The 15,816-nt window shown below is 69.9% G+C and carries 16 protein-coding genes; 5 read left to right on the top strand and 11 right to left on the bottom strand.

The annotated features are described in order from the left end of the window. Window positions 1-165: 165 nt before the first annotated feature. On the top strand, window positions 166-1,020 hold the full coding sequence (locus tag AB5L97_RS13355; protein WP_369045021.1) for a DUF2382 domain-containing protein: 855 nt from the start codon (window positions 166-168) through the stop codon (window positions 1,018-1,020). Between the two features lie 92 nt (window positions 1,021-1,112). On the opposite strand, the gene AB5L97_RS13350 is transcribed toward AB5L97_RS13355, so the two are convergent. Then, window positions 1,113-1,376, bottom strand: a complete 264-nt coding sequence (locus tag AB5L97_RS13350; RefSeq protein WP_307955727.1) for a GlsB/YeaQ/YmgE family stress response membrane protein — start codon at window positions 1,374-1,376, stop codon at window positions 1,113-1,115. A 199-nt stretch (window positions 1,377-1,575) separates the two neighbouring features. On the opposite strand from AB5L97_RS13350, the gene AB5L97_RS13345 reads away from it, so the two are divergent. Continuing rightward, the gene (locus AB5L97_RS13345; protein WP_369045020.1) at window positions 1,576-2,472 is read left to right on the top strand and encodes a diacylglycerol/lipid kinase family protein; all 897 of its coding nucleotides are present in this window, start codon (window positions 1,576-1,578) and stop codon (window positions 2,470-2,472) included. Window positions 2,473-2,547: 75 nt separating this feature from the next. Here AB5L97_RS13345 and AB5L97_RS13340 read toward each other — a convergent pair whose 3' ends face one another. After that, window positions 2,548-2,862 (bottom strand): PLD nuclease N-terminal domain-containing protein, encoded by a 315-nt coding sequence (locus AB5L97_RS13340; RefSeq protein ID WP_369045019.1) that lies wholly within the window; start codon window positions 2,860-2,862, stop codon window positions 2,548-2,550. Window positions 2,863-2,972: 110 nt separating this feature from the next. Here AB5L97_RS13340 and AB5L97_RS13335 point away from each other — a divergent pair, with 110 nt between their 5' ends. Next, window positions 2,973-4,058 (top strand): inositol-3-phosphate synthase, encoded by a 1,086-nt coding sequence (locus AB5L97_RS13335; protein ID WP_307955730.1) that lies wholly within the window; start codon window positions 2,973-2,975, stop codon window positions 4,056-4,058. A 176-nt stretch (window positions 4,059-4,234) separates the two neighbouring features. Next, entirely contained in the window at window positions 4,235-5,614 is a 1,380-nt protein-coding gene (locus tag AB5L97_RS13330) for an FAD-binding oxidoreductase (RefSeq protein ID WP_369045018.1), read from the top strand. 146 nt (window positions 5,615-5,760) lie between these two features. Here AB5L97_RS13330 and AB5L97_RS13325 read toward each other — a convergent pair whose 3' ends face one another. The 3 genes from AB5L97_RS13325 to AB5L97_RS13315 are packed head-to-tail and all read right to left on the bottom strand — an operon-like array spanning window position 5,761 to window position 7,057. Beyond that, entirely contained in the window at window positions 5,761-6,162 is a 402-nt protein-coding gene (locus AB5L97_RS13325) for a hypothetical protein (protein ID WP_307955732.1), read from the bottom strand. 51 nt (window positions 6,163-6,213) lie between these two features. Continuing rightward, entirely contained in the window at window positions 6,214-6,606 is a 393-nt protein-coding gene (locus AB5L97_RS13320) for a J domain-containing protein (protein ID WP_369045017.1), read from the bottom strand. A 28-nt stretch (window positions 6,607-6,634) separates the two neighbouring features. Next, complete coding sequence (locus tag AB5L97_RS13315) at window positions 6,635-7,057, bottom strand: Hsp20/alpha crystallin family protein (RefSeq protein ID WP_369045016.1); 423 nt, start codon at window positions 7,055-7,057, stop codon at window positions 6,635-6,637. Window positions 7,058-7,195: 138 nt separating this feature from the next. On the opposite strand from AB5L97_RS13315, the gene AB5L97_RS13310 reads away from it, so the two are divergent. Further along, on the top strand, window positions 7,196-7,498 hold the full coding sequence (locus tag AB5L97_RS13310) for a MerR family transcriptional regulator (protein WP_307955735.1): 303 nt from the start codon (window positions 7,196-7,198) through the stop codon (window positions 7,496-7,498). Window positions 7,499-7,559: 61 nt separating this feature from the next. Here the strand turns inward: AB5L97_RS13310 and AB5L97_RS13305 are convergent, their stop codons facing one another. The 6 genes from AB5L97_RS13305 to AB5L97_RS13280 form a co-directional block, all read right to left on the bottom strand. After that, a complete protein-coding gene (locus tag AB5L97_RS13305) occupies window positions 7,560-8,231 on the bottom strand; it encodes a MerR family transcriptional regulator (protein ID WP_369045015.1) in 672 nt (223 codons plus the stop codon). Window positions 8,232-8,417: 186 nt separating this feature from the next. Next, entirely contained in the window at window positions 8,418-10,133 is a 1,716-nt protein-coding gene (locus AB5L97_RS13300; RefSeq protein WP_369045014.1) for a formate--tetrahydrofolate ligase, read from the bottom strand. 454 nt (window positions 10,134-10,587) lie between these two features. Further along, a complete protein-coding gene (locus AB5L97_RS13295; protein WP_369047443.1) occupies window positions 10,588-11,883 on the bottom strand; it encodes an enolase C-terminal domain-like protein in 1,296 nt (431 codons plus the stop codon). Window positions 11,884-11,993: 110 nt separating this feature from the next. Further along, the gene (locus AB5L97_RS13290; RefSeq protein WP_369045013.1) at window positions 11,994-13,763 is read right to left on the bottom strand and encodes an aldehyde dehydrogenase (NADP(+)); all 1,770 of its coding nucleotides are present in this window, start codon (window positions 13,761-13,763) and stop codon (window positions 11,994-11,996) included. An 8-nt stretch (window positions 13,764-13,771) separates the two neighbouring features. After that, window positions 13,772-14,698 (bottom strand): 5-dehydro-4-deoxyglucarate dehydratase, encoded by a 927-nt coding sequence (gene kdgD / locus AB5L97_RS13285; RefSeq protein ID WP_369045012.1) that lies wholly within the window; start codon window positions 14,696-14,698, stop codon window positions 13,772-13,774. A 93-nt stretch (window positions 14,699-14,791) separates the two neighbouring features. Then, complete coding sequence (locus AB5L97_RS13280; RefSeq protein ID WP_369045011.1) at window positions 14,792-15,706, bottom strand: LysR family transcriptional regulator; 915 nt, start codon at window positions 15,704-15,706, stop codon at window positions 14,792-14,794. Window positions 15,707-15,816: the final 110 nt, after the last annotated feature.

Below are 15,816 nucleotides of genomic sequence, written 5' to 3'. Positions count from 1 at the left end.
AACAGTCATTGCGCTGAGACGATCTCCATGGACGCCGTGTTTGTTTGGCCGAAGAGCGGAGTGGTTATTGATCGGGGTATCGCGGCCGCACACGGTGGCCGTGTGTCCCTCAAGAAATGGGGGCGCTCGAGAAGGCATCCATCGACTGACCAAGGAGTTACCACCATGGTTACACGCGAAGATATGGACGTGCTCGGCCGCGGAAGCGGGGACGTCCTGGGACAGGACGGCGAGAAGATCGGCGCGATCGGCGAGCTCTACATCGACGATCAGACGGACCAGCCCAGTTGGGTCACGGTCAAGACGGGACTCTTCGGGATGAAGGAATCGTTCGTCCCTCTCGACGGGGCGATGCTCCGCGGCGAGGACCTCACCGTTCTGTACACCAAGGACCAGGTGAAGGACGCACCCAGGGTCGATCCCGACGGGCACCTTGAGCCCGGCGAGGAGGACCGCCTCTATGACCACTACGGGCGAAACGGGGGGCCAGCCCAGGGCATCGCGGAGACCTCGGCTCCTACCAAGGGCGACACCGGCGAGGTCTACGACGAGGGCGGCTCGGCCTATGGCGGGACGGGTGGGACCCTCGGCGAGACGGGGCGGACGGGCCCCGTGGGTGGTGACACCTCGGGACCGAACACCGACGATGCGATGACCCGTTCCGAGGAGCGCATGCACGTTGGGACCGAGCAGCGGGAGACCGGGCGCGCGCGGCTGCGCAAGTACGTCACGACCGAGAACGTGACCAAGACGGTCCCCGTTCAGCGGGAGGAGGTCCGCTTGGAGCGGGAGCCGATTACGGACGAGAACCGCGACGCCGCGATGGACGGCCCCAGCCTCTCCGAGGAGGAGCACGAGGTGACGCTCCACGAGCAGCGTCCGGTGGTGGACACGGAGACCGTCCCCGTGGAGCGGGTCCGCCTTGGCACCGAGACGCAGACGGACGAGCGGACCGTAAGCCGGGACATGGCCAAGGAGCACATTGAGGCTCATGGGGTGGACGAGGGCCGGAGGGACTAGGTCCGGGCCTGCGGGGATCGGGCTCGTGCTCGACCTTGATGCACGAAGGGGCGGTGCCGGATCGCTCCGGCACCGCCCCTACGCAGCGTGCGTCAGGCGCGCCGCCTCGTCACGAGTCCCCAGATGAGCAGGACGATGAGGGATCCGACGATGGCCGTGATCCAGGTGCGGATCTCGAAAAAGCTGCCGAGAGTGTTGCCGCCGAAGATCAGGCCGCCGAGCCAGCCGCCGAGGAGAGCACCGATGACCCCGAGAATGAGGGTCATGATCCAGCCGCCGCCCTGCCTTCCGGGAAGGATCAGCTTTGCGATGGCCCCCGCGATGAGTCCGAGGACGAGGAATGCGAAAAAGCCCATGTCAACTCCTTGATGTGGTGCGATCATGTTCATCCCGTTGCCTGCCGTGATGGCCAGGCTGATCCCTTCCTAGCATGGGCCAGTACGGGCGAGACACAGGGGGAGCCGGATGTCACCACATCTTTACCTGGCCGCCATTGGGTAACGTTGCGGCCAAGAGCTTTCCGATGCCAAGAGCCTTGGCACTGCGGGGGAAACCGTGGACACCTGTGCACTCGTCGTCAATCCGAGCAAGGACGGCGCCGAGGCGCTCGCCAAGGCCTTCCGCGCCCGATGCGCCGACGACGGCGTGGAGCCCCTCATCCTGGAGACGAGCGCCGAGGACCCCGGCGGGGGGATGGCCCGTGAGGCCCTCGCTCGGCGCGCGGAACTCGTCGTCGTTGGGGGCGGCGACGGCACGGTGCGCGCCGCGGCCGGCGAGCTCGCCGGTACGGGCACACCGCTCGGCATTGTGCCTCTGGGCACCGGGAACCTCCTGTGCCGCAACCTCGGGATCGGCCTCGACGATCCGGACGCTGCGCTCGAAACGGCCTTCGCGGGCACAGGACGGTCCATCGACGTCGCGTGGGCGCGGGTGGACGACGGCGACGAGCTGGCCTTCGTGGTCATGGCCGGCATGGGCCTCGACGCCGCGATCATGGCCAACACGGACGAGGGCCTCAAGGCCAAGGTCGGCTGGCTCGCGTACGTCGTGTCCGCGGCTCGGACGATCGTCGGCGACTCCTCTCGGATGAGAGTCGACGTCGAGGGGCGGCGCGTGCTCGAGCGACGCCAGCGCGGGGTCATGGTGGGCAACTGCGGGCAGATCCAGGGCGACGTCGAGGTGTTCCCAGGGGCCGTCCCGGACGACGGCATCCTCGACGTGCTTGCGGTGGCCCCGCGTGGCCTCCTGGGCTGGCTTCGCGTGGCTGGTTCTCTTCTGGGCCGCGTACGCCGCCGGTCGACCGATCTTGGGCACTTCACCGGCACGGCCCTGCGCATCAGCGCTGAGCAGCCGCACGACGTGCAGTTCGACGGCGACCACTTTGGAACCGGGCGCACCCTTTCCGCGCGTGTCGACCCCGGGGCACTCACGGTGCGGGTGCCTCGCCCGTAGCGTCGGGTGGTACGCAGAGCGCGAGGTGGGCGGATGCACGACGGCGAGCGGCGCCGTCGTGCGTCCGGCCGACCCCTAGCCGAGCTTCTTGCCGATCGAGACGCCCATGGCCGTTCGGAGCCCCGCCGAGGAGGCGTCCGACCCGGTTCCCTGCTCGACCCTTGAGGGCGAATGCCTTCGGCCCAGGAGGAAGTAGGCGATGGGGCCGATGGTGTTGATGAACGTGGCCGCGACCCATGCGGCCTTGGGCCCATTGACCTGTTCGGGAGGCCGCTTCGCGATGTCCCGCAGCGCGGCCCCCTGAAGCGCGATCTGCATGACGGCGCCCACGACGACGCCGAAGCGCTGGCCGCCGCTGAGCTCGGACCATTTCTTCTTATTCCGTGCCATTCCGACAGTCTACGAAGCCTGCCTCGGGCAAGGGAGTCCCGCGCCGGTAGGATGTCTGTGCTGCGCCGCACGTCATTCGGCGCCGCGGCCAGAACGTGACGAGGAGAACCGTGTCAGAGAAGAAGATCCGTGTTGCCATCGTGGGCGTGGGCAACTGCGCCGCCTCCCTCGTGCAGGGCGTGCACTACTACCGGGATGCCGACCCGCAGGGCACCGTCCCGGGCCTTATGCACGTCGAGTTCGGCGACTACCACGTGGGCTCCCTTGAGTTCGTCGCGGCGTTCGATGTGGACGGCAAGAAGGTCGGAATGGACCTCGCCGACGCGATCGGCGCGAGCGAGAACAACACGATCAAGATCGCGGAGGTCCCGCCCACCGGTGTGACGGTCCAGCGGGGCCACACACTCGACGGCCTCGGCAAGTACTACCGGGAGACCATCGAGGAGTCCGACGCGGAGCCCGTCGACGTGGTCGGCGCCCTCCGCGAGGCCCAGGTGGACGTCCTCGTCTGCTACCTGCCGGTCGGCTCCGAGAAGGCCGCCAAGTTCTACGCTCAGTGCGCGATCGACGCGCGCGTGGCCTTCGTCAACGCCCTCCCTGTCTTCATCGCGGGAACCCCGGAGTGGGCGGCCAAGTTCACCGAGGCCGGCATCCCGATCGTGGGCGACGACATCAAGAGCCAGATCGGCGCAACCATCACCCACCGCGTCCTCGCGAAGCTGTTCGAGGACCGCGGCGTGACCGTTGACCGCACGTACCAGCTCAACGTGGGCGGCAACATGGACTTCAAGAACATGCTCGAGCGCGAGCGGCTCCTGTCCAAGAAGATCTCCAAGACGCAGGCTGTGACCTCCAACGTCGAGGCCGAGCTCGCCGAGCGGGACGTGCACATCGGCCCGTCCGACTACGTGGCCTGGCTCGATGACCGCAAGTGGGCGTTCGTGCGCCTCGAGGGCCGCAACTTCGGCGACGCTCCCGTCTCCCTCGAGTACAAGCTCGAGGTCTGGGACTCGCCCAACTCCGCCGGTGTGATCATCGACGCGGTCCGCGCCGCCAAGATCGCCCTCGACCGGGGGATCGGCGGTCCGCTCACCTCCCCGAGCGCGTACTTCATGAAGTCCCCGCCCGTGCAGAAGGCCGACGACCTCGCGCGTGCCGATGTCGAGGCGTTCATCCGGGGCGAGCTCGAGCGGTAGGCCCCCGGAGACGCGACGGAGGCGTGCGACGGGGGGTGCGCACCCGACGTCGTCCGCCCGCCATGCGGTCTTGACCTGCCCCTGCTGGCGGCGTACACCGTAGGTAATCGCGCGTGACGGCTGGGACCCAAGACCCGCGCGCGGAGGCGGTCTCACTGAGCCCCTGAGGAGGGGCCATGGCTGACACGCGGTTCGACGCGCTCCGCGAGCAGGTGCGCGGGCAGATCATCGAGGCGGGGGACCCCGAGTACGACGCCGCACGTGCGGTGTTCAACGGCATGGTGGACCGCAGACCCGCGGCGGTCCTCCGCGTCTCGCAGACAGCGGACGTCATGGCGGCGGTGCGTTTCGCGCGCGAGGTGGGGCTCGACGTCGCGCTTCGCGGCGGCGGCCACAGCGCCCCCGGATTCGGGACGGTAGACGGCGGGCTCGTCCTGGACTTCGCGGCTCGCCGCGGCGTTCGGGTGGACCCCGCGGCCCGGCGCGCGTACGCCGAGGCCGGGGCGACGTGGGCAGACTACAACCACGCAACCCATGCGTTTGGGCTCGCGAGCACGGGCGGGATCATCGGCTCCACCGGCGTTGCGGGCCTCACGCTTGGCGGCGGCATCGGCTACCTGGCCCGCAAGCACGGCCTCGCGTGCGACAACCTCATCTCGGCCGACGTGGTGCTCGCAGACGGCTCATTCGTCAAGGCCAGCGAGTCCGAGAACGCGGATCTCTTCTGGGCCCTTCGCGGCGGCAGCGGCAACTTCGGCGCCGTGACGTCCTTCGAATTCCAACTCCACCCCGTGGACACGGTCCACGTCGGGATCATGTTCTTCGACGCGACCATCGGCGCCGACGTCGGCGCTGCGTACCGCGAGTGGATCGCGGCGCAGCCGGAGGAGATGGGCGCGTTCCTCGGCTTCCATCAGGGCCCGCCGGTCCCATTCCTGCCGGAGGAGTGGCACGGGCGGCCTGTGGCTGTGATTGGCGGCATGTGGACCGGGGACGTCGATGCCGGCCCCGCGCACTGGCAGCCCATGCTCGACGCAGCTCCGGTGCTGGGCTCGATGTTCGCCCCGATGCCGTACCCGGCCCTCAACGTCATGTTCGACGGGCTCAGCGGTGTGCCGGGGCTCCAGGGCTACTGGAAGGCTGACTTCCTGCGGGCCCTCACGGACGATGCGCTACGGGTCGCCGTGGAGCACTCTCCCGGGATCCCCACGCCGCACTCGGCCAATCACTTCTACCCGATCGACGGCGCTGTCAGCCGGGTCGCGGCGGATGCCACTGCCTTTCCCTACAGGGACGTCGCGTTCGCACCGGTCATCGCGGGGCAGTGGCCGGACGCGTCCGAGAACGCAGCCAACATCCAGTGGGTCCGCGACTACTGGGCGGACCTCCACCAGTACTCCGAGCCAGGGGGCTACATCAATTTCCAGGACGCCGACGACCAGTCACGGATCGAGGACAACTACTCGGGCAACTACGCGAGGCTCGCCCAGGTCAAGGCGACCTACGATCCGGACAACTTCTTCCACATCAACCAGAACATCAGGCCGGCGGCGTAGAGCCTCAGCGTGCCGCCGGAGGTGGCCCCGGCTTGACTGCCTTGACGGTGCGCGGACGACGACGGCGGGCGGGCGACGGCGGGCGCGCACCCGCCGTCGTATGTCCCGGCGGATCGTGATCCCTCCTTGGGGCTTCTCCTTTCTCGCTAGGTGCCGTAGATGAACGCCTCGGCGTGCTCCACGGCCTTGCGGAACGAGTCGTTGCGGAGGGTCGCTGCGGGGGCGCTCGTGGCAGGCCCATTCGACACGGCCTCGACGTAGGGCGAAATTCCAGGGGGCCGCAGTACCCAGATCCCGCCCGCGGGCGGGAGGTAGAACACCGCAAACGAGCGGGCCGCCGGATCGTCCTCCCAGACCGGTACGACGGCGACAGCAGCGCCGGTGTCAACGTTGATCCATTGCGCCCTCGGCCGTGGCTGGTCACTCTCGAACACGCTGGGATCGAGGAATGGCGCCGTGCCCTCGCCCCATTTCTCCTCGAACCTCTCGTGGAACACGGGAAACAGGGTGGTGTCGTAGCGGCGCCAGCCGCCTGATTCTGGGCTCATAGCCCCTCCTTCACCTCTATGGGCACCTGCTGTTGGCCTGGCGGCGTCGGGTCAGCGGAGCCAGCGGGAGAGCAGCCGTAGGAGGTCGGCCGCGTCCCCGCCCGGCTCGCCGATCGGCATCCGTGGCTCGAGCCAGACGTTGCGGCGTGGGAACGACCGCGCCCAAAGGGTGGACTCGGCCCGCTCGAGCGCCGAGTCGTAGGCGGCCCTGCGATCCTCACGCCCGAGGACGGCATAGGCCTCCATCACCTCACCGAGCCGTTCGCGGTCCTGCTCCGAGCCCGACTGGCCACCATCCGGGTGGAGTTGGCGCACGAGCCGCCGGTACGCCGCTCGGATCTCCAGCGGGCCTGCGGTCCGGCCTACCCCCAGTACTTCGTAGAAATCCCTCGCGCGCATGACGGCCTCCGCGTGGTGGAGGCCGTGGCCCCCGGCGGTGTCCAAGCGCAGTCCCGCCGGAGGCCAGGGCCCCTCAGGCTGCAATCTCCTTGTTCGAGCGGGTCATGGAAACCGCGACCTTGCGCGGCTTCGCCTCCTCGGCAACCGGAATCCGCAGCGTGAGGACGCCGTCGGCGTAGTGTGCCGTGACCTTTCCGGTGTCCAGCGCATCGCCGAGGATCAGCTCACGGCCGAACGTGCCGGATGGGCGCTCCGCCGCAATCACCTCGGCACCGTCCGGGCGGTGGGTCTGCCTGTCCGCCCTGACAGTGAGGACATTGCGCTCGACGTCTACGTCGATGGTCCCGGGGTCCACCCCCGGCAGATCGAATTCGACGACGAACTCGCCGTCCTCGCGCCAAGCCTCCATCGGCATGGTCGTGGGCCTCGACGCGGTACCGAAGACCTGCTCCGTCAGCCGGTCGAGCTCACGGAAGGGGTCGGTTCGCATGAGCATCTCTTGCCACCTCCAGATGATCGATATCGGATTGTCAGGAACTTTCTCGGTAGGACGATCCGCGGTGGATCTGTCTCTACGGACATAGATATAGTGAATCCGACGGAGAAGATCAAGACCCTTTTGGAAGGAGATCCAATGGGCCGTGCACGGCGCTCCTCCGAGGGCGTCTATGCGATCTCGGTGGCCGCGGAGCTCTCCGGGATGGCTCTCTCGAGCCTTCGGCTCTATGAACGCAGGGGACTCCTGACGCCGTCCCGGACCGATCGCGGCACCCGGCGCTACAGCGAGGACGACGTCGAGCGGCTCGAGCGCATCGCCGGGCTCGTCGGGGCGGGACTCACCATCGAAGGCATCCGGATCATCCTGGAGCTAGAGGACGAGAACGCGCGCCTGCGGCGGGAACTTGCCCGCCTGCGCTCAGGCACGGGGCAGGGCTGAGTAGGAAAGCAAGGGCACGACGGCGGGTGGGTGCCGCCGTCGTCCGCTCGCGTAGCGGCGGCTACTCGCCCGGCGCGGGGCGTCGTGGCCGGTCCCCGGACCTTGAGAGCAACCCGGGCCCTTGCGCTGCCTGGCCGTACTGCATGATCGACCGGCTCGCCTGCGCGAGGGCGAGGAGGCGCTGCACGAGCTGTGCGTTCATGTGCATGCCCACCGCCGTGCGCACCACCAGGTCCTCGAGGTCCGTGGCCTCGACGGCGTCGGCGATATCCACGATCGCGATCTCATCGGCCGCCCGGGCGTAGGCCTCGAGGCGGGCCCCGGAGGGGGCAACGCCGAGTTCCGTCATGGCCTCGAGGTGGGCGTCGAGCGCTCCGCGCGCACCTGTCGGGACGTCCGGCCAGCCGAGAGCGGCGACCACGCGGTTTCCCGCGGCCGTGCGTCCCGGTTGCGGCGGATCGAGCCTCTGGACGGCTGCTTGGAGGGCTTTGAGGACCTCGATCCGATCCACTCCCGCGTCGATCAGGCGGACGACGTCGCGGACCTGCGCGACGCTGAGCCCCACGGCGTGGCGGAGCGTCCGGATCGTCCGCAGACGGGTGACGTGCGCGTCGTCGTACGAGGAGCGCGTCGCTGTGACGGGGTGGCCTGGTGCCAGGAGCCCCTCGCGCAGGTAGTACTTGATCGTGGCGGCCGGCGTCCCCGCCCGGTCGCTGAGTTCGCTCAGCTTCACGGTCCCTCCCCGTCGGGCTGGCCGTGGATAGTGACAGGGCCTTCTGCTATCCACGTGGCGCGCCTGTGGATAGCAACACTATCCTTGGAAACGCACAGGCGCGAGGGAGCGTTGCATGGGGGGACCATGTGGGGGGCGCTCCCTCGGCCCGTCGCATTCTCCCGCCGATGCTGAGGTCCCGGCGGGTCAGAAGAGGCCCGTTATCTGGCCGTCCTCGTCGAGGTCCATGCGCATCGCCGCTGGAACTTTGGGGAGCCCGGGCATCGTCATGATCGAACCCGTGACTGCCACGATGAATCCTGCCCCCGTGCGCGGCCACAGCTCGCGCACATGCACGGTGAAGCCGTCGGGCGCGCCGAGCAGGGTCGGATCGTCGGAGAACGAGTACTGCGTCTTGGCCATGCAGACGGGCAGGCCGTCCCACCCGTTCTCGCGGATCTGCCTCAGCATCCGCCGGGCCTGGTCGGAGAACTCGACGCCAGCCCCGCGGTAGACCTCGCGGACCACGGTGCCGATCTTCTCCTCGATGCCCATCTCGAGCGGGTACAGCTGGCGGGCCTGCCCGGGCGACTCGAGCGCGGCGAGAACCTCGCGCGCGAGGTCGTCGCCGCCGTCGCCCCCGCCGCCGCGGCCCCACACGTCCGCGATGGCGACCCGCACGCCTGCCTCACGGCACAGGCGCACGACGGTGTCGAGCTCCTCCTGTGTGTCCGTCGCGAACTCGTTGACCGCCACGACGGGCTCGAGTCCGAACTTCCGCACGTTCTCGACGTGCCGCGCGAGGTTCGCGAACCCGCGCACGACGGCGCCCTCGTCCGGCGTCTTGAGCGCGTCCTTCGCGACGCCGCCATGCATCTTGAGGGCACGCACCGTGGCCACGATCACGACGGCGGACGGAGCCACGTCCGCGGCCCGCGACTTGATGTCGATGAATTTCTCGGCGCCCAGGTCTGCGCCGAAGCCGGCCTCGGTGACCACGACGTCCGCGAGGCGACGCGCCGTCGTCGTCGCTAGGGCCGAGTTGCACCCGTGCGCGATGTTCGCGAAGGGGCCACCATGTACCAGAGCCGGCGTTCCGGCGATCGTCTGGACGAGGTTGGGCTTGATGGCGTCCTTCAGGAGCATCGCCATGACGCCAGCAGCACCGAGGTCTGCGACCGTGAGGGGCACGCGGTCGTAGGTGTAGCCGAACGTGATGCGCGCGAGCCTGTCCTTGAGGTCCGCGACCGAGGAGGCGAGGCAGAACACGGCCATGACCTCGGAGGCGACCGTGATGTCGAAGCCCGCCTCGCGGGGGACACCCTGCCCGGGGCCGCCGAGGCCGATCACCATGTCGCGCAGCGAGCGGTCGTTCATGTCCATGACCCGCCGGAACGCCACGCGGCGAGGGTCGATGCCGAGCTCATTGCCCTGGAAGATGTGGTTGTCGATGAGGGCGCACAGCGCGTTGTTGGCCGACGTGATGGCGTGGAAATCGCCCGTGAAGTGCAGGTTGATGTCTTCCATCGGGAGGACCTGGGACCGTCCGCCGCCGGTCGCGCCGCCCTTCATCCCGAGGATCGGGCCGATGCTCGGTTCGCGGATGGCGATCATGGTCTTCTTCCCTGCTCGCGTCAGGGAGTCGGCGAGGCCCACGGTCAGCGTGGACTTGCCCTCCCCGGCAGGAGTCGGAGAGATCGCCGTGACGAGGACTACCTGACCGTGGCGGTTCTCCGCCGGCAGCCGCGCGAGGTCGATCTTCGCCTTGTAGCGCCCGTACAGCTCGAGCGCCTCCGCGGGGATGCCGGCCGCCGCCGCTATCTCCTCGATGGGGCGGAGGGTCGCGGCCCGCGCGATCTCGAGGTCATTCGGCAGGGGAGAGCTGGGCCCTGCAGCGCTGGGCGTCTGTGCCGTGGCGGTCATGGCGCCACCCTACCGCGCAGTCCGCGAACTTCGCCGAGGTCACCCCGTGTGGTGCCGAGGTCACTGCCTGGTGCGCCGAGGTCACTGGGTGTGGTGCCGAGGTCACTGGATGTGGAGCTGAGGTCACCCCGCGTGAGCCCGAAGTCACCCCGTGTGGTGCTGAGGTCACTGGGTGTGGTGTTGAGGTCACCCGGTGCACACGACAGCACCCGACGCCGCCGGCGAGGGTGACGCGGGAGGCGGCCAGCCGCCGTCGTGCGCGGGAGCCGCCGCAGTGCCGCGAACTTGCTCAACGCGCTCGTACTCCGGGCACGTCCTGGGCCTGACTTCGCTGGGTACATGCGCGCGGGGTGACTTCGGCGCCACACGGGGTGATCTCGGGCTCACGCGGGGTGACTTCGCGCTCACACGGGGTGACTTCGCGCTCACACGGGGTGACTTCGGCGGAGCGGGGTCAGCGGACGAGACAGGGGCGCTTGGCGTCGAACTGCCACCCGGGCACCAGGTACTGCATCGCGATCGAGTCGTCCCGCGCGCCGAGCCCGTGCTCGAGATAGAGCGCGTGGGCGGCGCCGAGGGCGTCCCGGTCCAGCTCGACTCCGAGACCGGCGCGCTCGGGCACGGCGATCGCGCCGCCCTCGATCCGCAGCGGCTCGCGCGTGAGGTGCTGGCCGTCCTGCCAGATCCAGTGCGTGTCGAGGGCCGTGATCTCCCCGGGTGCGGCGGCGCCGACCTGGGTAAACATCGCGAGGGAGATGTCGAAGTGGTTGTTCGAGTGCGAACCCCAGGTGAGCCCCCAGTCGTGGCACATCTGTGCCACACGCGTGGAGCCCTGCATGGTCCAGAAATGAGGGTCGGCGAGCGGGATGTCCACTGACTGGCTGCGGATCGCATGCCCCATCTCGCGCCAGTCAGTGGCGATCATGTTCGTCGCCGTCTTCAGGCCCGTGGCCCGGCGGAACTCGGACATGACCTCGCGGCCGCTGAACCCTCCCTCCTGGCCCACCGGGTCCTCGGCGTACGCAAGCGTGCCGGGCGCCAGCGAGCCGAGGAGGCGAACGGCGTCGGCGAGCAGCCACCCGCCGTTGGGGTCGAGCGTGATCCGCGCGTCTGGGAAGCGCTCGTGAAGCGCGACGACGGCGGCCACCTCCTCCTCGCCCGGCAGCACGCCGCCCTTGAGTTTGAAGTCGCTGAACCCGTAGCGGGCCTGGGCCGCCTCGGCGAGGCGCACGACGGCGCCTGGCGTCAGGGCGGGCTCGCGGCGGATCCGGGACCACTCGCCGTCGTCCGTGTCTGCGTTCGAGCCGCCCGTCCGGTCCGCGGTGGCGTAGGGGAGGTCGGTCGCAGACGTGTCGCCGACGTAGAAGAGGTATCCGAGCATGGGCACGCTGTCACGCTGCTGCCCCTCGCCGAGGAGCTCCGCGATGGGCACGCCGAGGAACTGGCCGAACAGGTCCAGCAGGGCGGACTCGACGGCAGTGACGGCATGGATGGTGGTGCGCAGGTCGAAGGTCTGGCGTCCGCGGCCGCCCGCGTCCCGGTCCGCGAAGGAGGTGCCGATACGGCGCAGGAGTCGGCGGTAGTGCGTCACCGGCTCGCCGACGAGGAGCGCTCCGGCGTCCTCGATGGTCCGGCGGATCGCCTCGCCGCCCGGCACCTCGCCGAGCCCGCTGCGGCCGTCGCTGTCCGTGACGATGCAGATGTTCCGGGTGAAGAAGGGCCCGTGCGCGCCGCTCAGGTTCAGCAGCATGCTGTCTCTTCCGGCGACCGGCACGACCTCGACGCGCGCGATCGTCGGCGCGCGGGCACCTGCGGCTGCTCGGGCGGACGCGGTGGCCGCGGATGGTTCGGTCGTGGTGCTCATGCTGCGGGGTCCTCGGGAGTGATCTCGGCGTTGGGCTGGGTGACTTCGGCGTTGGGTGGGGTGATCTCGGCGTTGGGCTGGGTGACTTCGGCGTGGGGCGGGGTGATCTCGGCGTGGGGTGGGGTGATCTCGGCGTGGGGTGGGGTGACTTCGGCGGGTGCCGGGAGTTGGAGCTTCCCGTCGATGCGGCGTGGGATCCCCAGCGGATTGGCGTCCCGGATGGCCTCGGGCAGGAGAGCCTCCGGGACGTTCTGGTACGCCACGGGACGGAGGAAGCGCTCGACCGCGAGGCTCCCGACCGACGTCGTGCGTGAATCCGAGGTTGCCGGGAACGGCCCTCCGTGCACCATCGCGTGGCCCACCTCGACCCCGGTGGGCCACCCGTTGAGCAGGATCCGGCCCACCTTCCGTTCGAGGACGGGCAGGAGGCCGCGCGCGGCGGCGAGGTCGGCGGCGTCGGACGCGTCGAGCTGAACGGTCGCTGTGAGCTGCCCCTCGAGCCCTTCGAGGAGACGCGTGAGCTGCTCAGTGTCGGCGTAGCGCACCAGCAGCCCGGCCGAGCCGAAGACCTCTTCCGCGAGGCGCGGGTTGGCGCCGAAGGCCTCTGGGCTCGTCGCGGCCAGGAGCGGGGCCGGCGTGTTGGGGCCGTCGCCGTTTGTCCCGCGGGCGACGACGTCGACCCCCGCCTCGCCCTCGAGGCGTTCCGATCCGGCAGTGTACGCGGCGCTGATCCCGGCCGTGAGCATCGTCTGGCCGCGCTGGGCGGCGAGCTCGGCGGCGGCCGAGGTGACGAACGCGTCGCCCGCCGCACCCTCCGGGACGAACGTGAGGCCCGGGTTGGTGCAGTACTGGCCCGCGTGCTGGGTGAGTGAACCGACGAAGCCCGCGGCGACGTCGTGCGCGCCCGAGGCGAGCGCCCCGGGAAGGAGGACCACCGGGTTCGTGCTGGACATCTCTGCATACACGGGGATGGGCTCACGTCGTGCCGCCGCGGTCGCGGCCAGGGCGAGGCCGCCGGCGCGGGAGCCCGTGAACGCGACCGCCTTGATGGCCGGGTGGGCGGCGAGCGTCTGGCCCACGGAGTTGCCGCGTCCCAGGATCACTGAGAACGTGCCGCGGGGGAGGCCGGACTCCTCGGCCGCCTGCGCGACGGCGCAGCCCACGAGGATCGAGGTGCCCGGGTGGGCGTTGTGGGCTTTGACGATCACGGGACAGCCTGCGGCGAGGGCCGACGCCGTGTCCCCGCCCGCAGTCGAGAAGGCCAGGGGGAAGTTGCTCGCTCCGAAGACGAGGACGGGGCCGAGGGGCACCTTCCGCTGGCGGATGTCGGCGCGCGGGGTGGGCTGCCGGTCAGGGAGCGGCGGGTCGATCCGGGCGCCCTGCCACGAGCCCTCCCGGAGCACGGCGGCGAAGAGGCGCAGCTGGCCGGTGGTGCGGGCGCGTTCGCCGCGGATGCGGGCCTCAGGCAGGCCGGTCTCGGCCACGGCGCGCTCCACGAGCTCGTCGCCGAGGGCCTCGATGTTGTCCGCGGCGCGCTCGAGGAACCGGGCGCGGTCCTCGGGCGCAGTGGCCCGGTAGGCGTCGAAGGCCGCGGAGGCGAGGGTCGCGGCGAGTTCTGTCTGCGCCTCGGTGGCGAGCCCGAAGGCGGGCTCGAGCGCGGCGCCGGTGGCAGGGTCGACGGCGCGGACGTCGCCTGCGGTGCCGAGGACGGCCTCGCCGCCAATGATCATCTCGCCGGTGAGCTGGAGGGTGTTCGCGGTGGTCATGGTGCTCCTCACTTGACGCGGTCGGCGTTGATGCGCTCTACGAGCGCGGTCAGCTCGGCAAGCTCGGTGTCGGTGAGGTCCTGCAACGGCGGGCGCACGGGGCCAGCAGGGCGGCCGATGGCGCGCAGGCCCGCCTTGATGATGGACACGCCGTAGCCATTGCGGCGGTCGCGGATGTCGAGGTACGGCAGGAAGAAGTCGTTGATCTTCCGGTAGACGCTCGCAGCGTCCTTGGCCCGCACGTCCTGGTAGAACCCGACGGCGAACTCCGGGATGAAGTTGAAGATGGCCGAGGAGTAGGTCGTGAAGCCGAGCTCGAGGTACGGCAGGGCCACGGTCTCCGCCGTCGGGAGGCCGCCGATGTACGTGAGCCGGTCGCCGAGGGTCGCGTAGATCTTCACCATCGCATTGAGATCCCCGACGCCGTCCTTGAAGGCCACGAGGGTGGGCAGCTCAGCGGCGAGCTTGTCCAGAGTCGTGGCGTCGAGGCGCGCGTTGGCGCGGTTGTAGAAGACGACGCCGAGGTCGGTCGCCTCCGCGACGGCGCGCACATGGGCCGCGAGGCCCTCCTGGTCCGACTCCGTCAGGTACGGCGGCATGAGGAAGATCCCATCGGCCCCCGCGGCAGCGGCGGCCTTGGCCTGGGCGACGGCGTTGACGGTCGCCCCGGTGGCCGGTGCCAGCACGGGGACCTTGCCCCCGACCTCGGCGACGGCCGCGCGGACGAGGGCGTCCGTCTCGGAGGCGGTCAGGGAGAAGCCTTCGCCGGTGCCGCCGCCCGCGAACAGGCCAGCGACGGGCCACTCGGCCAGCCACGCCATGTGCTCGCGGAACCGGCCCTCGTCGAGGGCGAGGTCAGCGGTGAACGGGGTGACGGGGAATGAGAGCAGCCCGCTGCCGATTGCTGCGGCGAGCTCTGCGGGTTCGGTGGCCATGGGTCTCCTTCGATCGGGCGTCCCACTCAGGCTACGAGCCGCGAATCATGCACGTCCAAGACTCTCTTTGCATCGAGTGATTCCCGAATGGCATCAACGGAAGGGGCCCTCCCGGAGCACTCGGACCACCCGTCGGAGGGCAGGCGTCTCGGCGATCGTGCGCCAGCATGCGTGGAGCTCGACAACGTCCGGTGCCACCCCCTCGAGCGGCCGGAACACGACGTTGCGGAAGTGCAGCGACGAGGCCGACTCCGGCACGAGCGCGACTCCACGGCCGGCGTCGACCAGCGCGACCATGCTCGGAATCTGGGTGATGTACTGCACCGAGTCCAGCGCGACGTTCCCCACGAGTCCGGAGGCCAGATTGTGGAAGTACGCCGCCGACGTCGGCGAGTACATGAGCAGGTGGGCGTTCGCGAGGGCACTCAGGGCGACCGGCGCGCCGTCGTGCGCTGAGCCCCCCACGGTGCCGCCTGCGCCGAACGGCCCGTCCGCGGGCGCGGCGAGGACGAGCGCCTCGCGGTGCACAGCGAACGATTCGTAGCCGGGCAGGTCCACGGGCGGGCGCAGGAGTGCGAGGTCCAGCTCGCCGTGCTCGAGCGCCTCGATCTGCTCACTGCTGACCATCTCGCGCAGGCTCAGGTGCACGCCGGGGACCTCGCGCTCGACGGTGGCGAGCGCGAAGTCGACGACGTTGAGCGCCGCCGTGGCGGTGAACCCCAGCCGGACGGTTCCCGTGAGGCCGGCGGCCGCGCGGCGGGCCGCCGTCGGGAGCGCCTCCGCGTGGGCGAGCAGTGCCCGCGCCTGGACGAGCGTCGTCTCCCCGGCGGGCGTCAGCTTGACCGAGCGGTTGTTGCGCTCGAGCAGTTCCGCGCCGATCGCGGCCTCGAGCCGCTGGATCTGGCGGCTCAGCGGGGGCTGGGTCATGTGGAGCCGCTCGGCGGCGCGGCCGAAGTGGAGCTCTTCGGCGACGGCGACGAAGCAGCGCAGCTGGTCGAGGGAGAACATTGCGCCATCCTAGCCAGTGATGCCGTGACGGTATCGAATCATGCAGAAATAGTGTTCGACTCAGCGTGATGCGGGCCATACCTTCAAGGGGTACCCATCACTTCATCCGC

Source organism: Sinomonas sp. P10A9 (assembly GCF_041022165.1).
GTDB classification, from domain to species: Bacteria; Actinomycetota; Actinomycetes; order Actinomycetales; family Micrococcaceae; genus Sinomonas; species Sinomonas puerhi.
The sequence above is the reverse complement of the archived record's forward strand: the minus strand, read 5'-3'. Positions and strand labels throughout refer to the sequence as shown.